The following is a 3,456-nucleotide window of genomic DNA, read 5'->3' as shown; positions in this document are numbered from 1 at the left end:
CATCTGCTCACGACCGAGTAGAACGGATCGCCGCACGACGCGTTCGCGCACGCCATCGAGCCGGTCACCGGCCGGCCACGGCTTCATGGGTCAGTCGTCATCGACGCGGAAGTGAACCCAGCGAGCGGAGCGCGCACCGCAGCCGGTCGTGCCAACCCGACGACCGTTAGGCCGGCGCCACACCGCGACCCCGCGTGCTCCGCTCCCGCCGGAAAAGAAACCCCGCCAGGACACTTGTCCGAAACGCGATTGAACCCGTGGGGTTTGCCGTGTCCAGCTCAAAGTTCATGAACAGCTGCGGGTGCTTACTGCGGCAGGCCGACCGCCCGGGAGAGCAACGCGTCCATGGCCCCGGTGGGCAGCAGCCGGCTCAGCATGAGGATTCCGCGAACATCGGCGCCGACGAAGTATCGCGCACGGGGCCGTCTGGTGATGAGAGCGCGTTCCACGGCAGCCGCGACGCGGGCGGGGTCTCCGGCGCCGTCTTCCACCCTCCGGCAGAATTGAACGAAGGCATCCACTGCGCGACCATAGTGATGCTTGGCTTCCTCTCCCATGCGCTCCATGTCTGCCTGCACGGCGGCCTCGGTGCTGGCCCGGTTCTGCGATTTGTGGCTTCCCGGTTCGACAAGGACCACGGGCACTCCCGAGGGCCGCAGTTCCTGGCGCAACGCGTCGGATAGTGCTTCCAGGGCGAACTTGGAGGCACTGTAGGCACCGAGGAAGGGGGTGGCTACAAAACCTCCGGCCGAGCCGATCATGACGACACGCCCCTGTCCAGCCCTGATCGCGGGCATGAACGCCTGGGTCACTGCGAGCAGGCCGACAACGTTGATCTCCAACTGCTCACGGAGGCGGTCCAGGGGTAGATACTCCATGGGGCCAGCCAAGGTGACGCCGGCGTTGTTGACCAGACCGTCGAGTCGTTCGATCTCCTTCGCGGCCGCAGCCAGCTGAGCGCTGTCAGTAATGTCCAGCAGCAGGGGACGGATCCGCGGACTCGCCGGAGCGTCAGCAACTCGCCGCACTCCAGCAATGACTTCGTGACCCCGGTTGGCGAGACGTATCGCAATGGCTCGACCGATACCGCTGGAAGCTCCTGTAACGAGATAGGCCATTGCGTCTCCTGCAGTTGTGTCCGTTTCCGTCGAGCGTAGGAGGATCACCTCGGCTAGTACTTGAACGACAGCGACATCTAGTCAGTAGATCGGCGTCATCCGGCGGGACGCCGTGCGCAACGAGGAAGGCACGTCCGATGACTCCCAACAGCACGGCGCGCGACCGGTCGAGCCGCGTGCTCCGGCTGGACACTGCCGTTCCGCGCGCTATGCATCCGACCTTCGATGCCTTTCAGGACGCGTGGCAGACACACCTCGACAACGAGTTGCCGATGCCGGCCTTCAGCCAGGCCGCCAAAGACGACTACCGCGGCAGAACCCGGGTCGCCCAGGTGCGCGACGTGATGATCGTCGACGCTCATCCCATCACGGCTCTTCAGACCCTGGAGTACCCGGATGAGCCCACTGGCATGGTGAAGATGTACACCGTACGGCGCGGAACCTGGACGTTGGGCGGCTCGCCGGTCGCCGGCGAGCGGACAACCATATCGGCTGGGCAGTTCCTGCTCCATCACATGGTGCGACCGACGCCGTTCGAGACGACGCCGGACACGATCGCGAAAATTCTTGTCCTGCCCGCCTCCGCGCTCGCCGCACAGCTCGCAGACCGGACCGTCATCGGAGAGGCAGACTCGGCCGAGGTCCGTCTGCTGACAGCGCACACCAGCATGGTCACCGCAACCCTCGAGGACCTTGGCCCAGCGGGTGTCGACGCCGCTCATCGCAGTCTGCTGGAGCTTGCCAAAGCCGTGGCAGCAGGCCGGTTCGACGACGCGGAGCCCCTATTGGCCCCCGCGCTCACACAAGCCGCGAAAGATCTCGCCGACGAGCGGCTGGGTGATCGCGAGCTGTCGCCGACAATGCTGGCGCGGGAGCTCCGAGTCTCCCCGCGAACTCTCCAACGGGCGTTCGCCGCGGCCGGAGAACCGGCGGGCGCCTACATCCGGCGCCGACGACTGGAACAGGCACGTCTTGCCTTGGGCTCGCCAGGGCAGCGCGCGAGCATCACCGAGATCGCCGCCTACTGGCATTTTACGGACAGCAGCCACTTCGCCAGGTCTTTCAAGGCGCAGTTTGGCCAGACGCCGAGTGAATACGCCCGTGTGACCCGACCCGGCCCCAACATACCGAGTGTGGGCCGATCAAAGTAGCCCCGCGCGGCAGTGACACAGCCAGCATCGGCCAATGGCCATCGACGGCGGAGACCAGGGTGGTGTGGTGGTGCCAGCCTTGCCAGGTGCGGCCTTCGTAGTGGTCCAGGCCGAGGCCGGTTTTGATCTCTCGGTGGTCGTGTTCGATGCGCCGGCGCAGCTTGGCCAGCCGGACCAGGGTGCGTTTCGCGGTGGTGGCGGGCAGGTTCGACAGCCAGTAGCGGTCGGTTCCGGTTCGCCGGGCGGCCATTCGGCGGTTAGCCATCGCACGGGCAGGTCTTCGTCGAAGCCGGCGGCCCGGCGGCGCACCAGGCTGGCGGGACGCATCCGCGGGAAGACGAAGGTGCCGCTCATCTTGCGGGTTTTCTCTGCCCGGCGGGGTGAGCCTTCGCGCCAGGTGACTCTGCGGGCAGCGTCGCGGCCGACCGTTAGGACCTGGGTTTTGAGGCTGGGTGCGGCTTCCCGGTAGGTCAGCGGCGGCCGCCGCCCGGCACCCTTGTAGGGCGGTGCGGTGCGCTGGGTGTCGATGGTGAAGGCGGTATGCGCGCAGTTCACGCCACGATGTAGGTCAGGTTCCGGTCCTCGAGGCTCCGCCGGAACTCGGCGGCGTCACCGTAACCGGGCAGGACGCGGCGTCGGTGACCAGATTCAGACTGACCCCGATCTGGCAGTTTGTCACCTTGCCAGCCGTGCCGGTGTATTGCCTGGCCACGCAGACTGACGCGGTCCCGCACTTGAGTCAACCGGTGTCGTCCAACGCCCACGCGGCTGGGGCGATCGCCTCGTCCATCCGCTGCGCCAGCCGGCGGCGCACCGAGCCGGCGTTCCAGGGACTGTTCGTCACGAAATGGGTCAACGCCTGCTCATGCGGCCCGGCAAGCCGCGCCGCCATCGGCTGGATCGACTTACGCCGACCGTCCAACATCAGACCACGCAGGTGGTGCTCAGCCCGGTCCTGCCACCCCGACCTGGTCAACGAGGCGAAAACATCCGCCACGAACGCGTCCAGATCATCGGCCAGCTGCTGCACCTCGGCGGTATCCATCAACCCCACCACACCAAGATCAGCCTCGATCCGTCACCGTCACCCACCCGAAAGATGACAAAGCACTACTAGTGCGACGTTCCTTAAATCCTGTATGTCATTTTCAGCCGGTAGACCCGTTTCGGCGGCGGTGGTCGTCCCC

General features: G+C 66.2%; 2 protein-coding genes and 1 pseudogene. 1 reads left to right on the top strand and 2 read right to left on the bottom strand.

The features are described from left to right. Window positions 1–305: 305 nt before the first annotated feature. Window positions 306–1,118: an SDR family oxidoreductase gene (locus KXC43_RS50205; protein WP_221383419.1), complete on the bottom strand. Its 813-nt coding sequence runs from the start codon at window positions 1,116–1,118 to the stop codon at window positions 306–308. Window positions 1,119–1,255: 137 nt separating this feature from the next. Between KXC43_RS50205 and KXC43_RS50200 the strand changes: the two genes are divergently transcribed. Then, entirely contained in the window at window positions 1,256–2,269 is a 1,014-nt protein-coding gene (locus KXC43_RS50200) for a helix-turn-helix domain-containing protein (protein WP_221383418.1), read from the top strand. On the opposite strand, the pseudogene KXC43_RS53665 reads toward KXC43_RS50200, so the two are convergent. Next, window positions 2,181–3,314: pseudogene (locus KXC43_RS53665) on the bottom strand (IS701 family transposase). The gene KXC43_RS50200 and the pseudogene KXC43_RS53665 sit on opposite strands and share 89 nt — an antisense overlap. Window positions 3,315–3,456 lie beyond the last annotated feature (142 nt).

The organism is Paractinoplanes polyasparticus (assembly GCF_019710575.1).
GTDB lineage: Bacteria > Actinomycetota > Actinomycetes > Mycobacteriales > Micromonosporaceae > Actinoplanes > Actinoplanes polyasparticus.
Note: the sequence above shows the minus strand (reverse complement) of the source record. Positions and strands in the feature narration are given on the sequence as shown.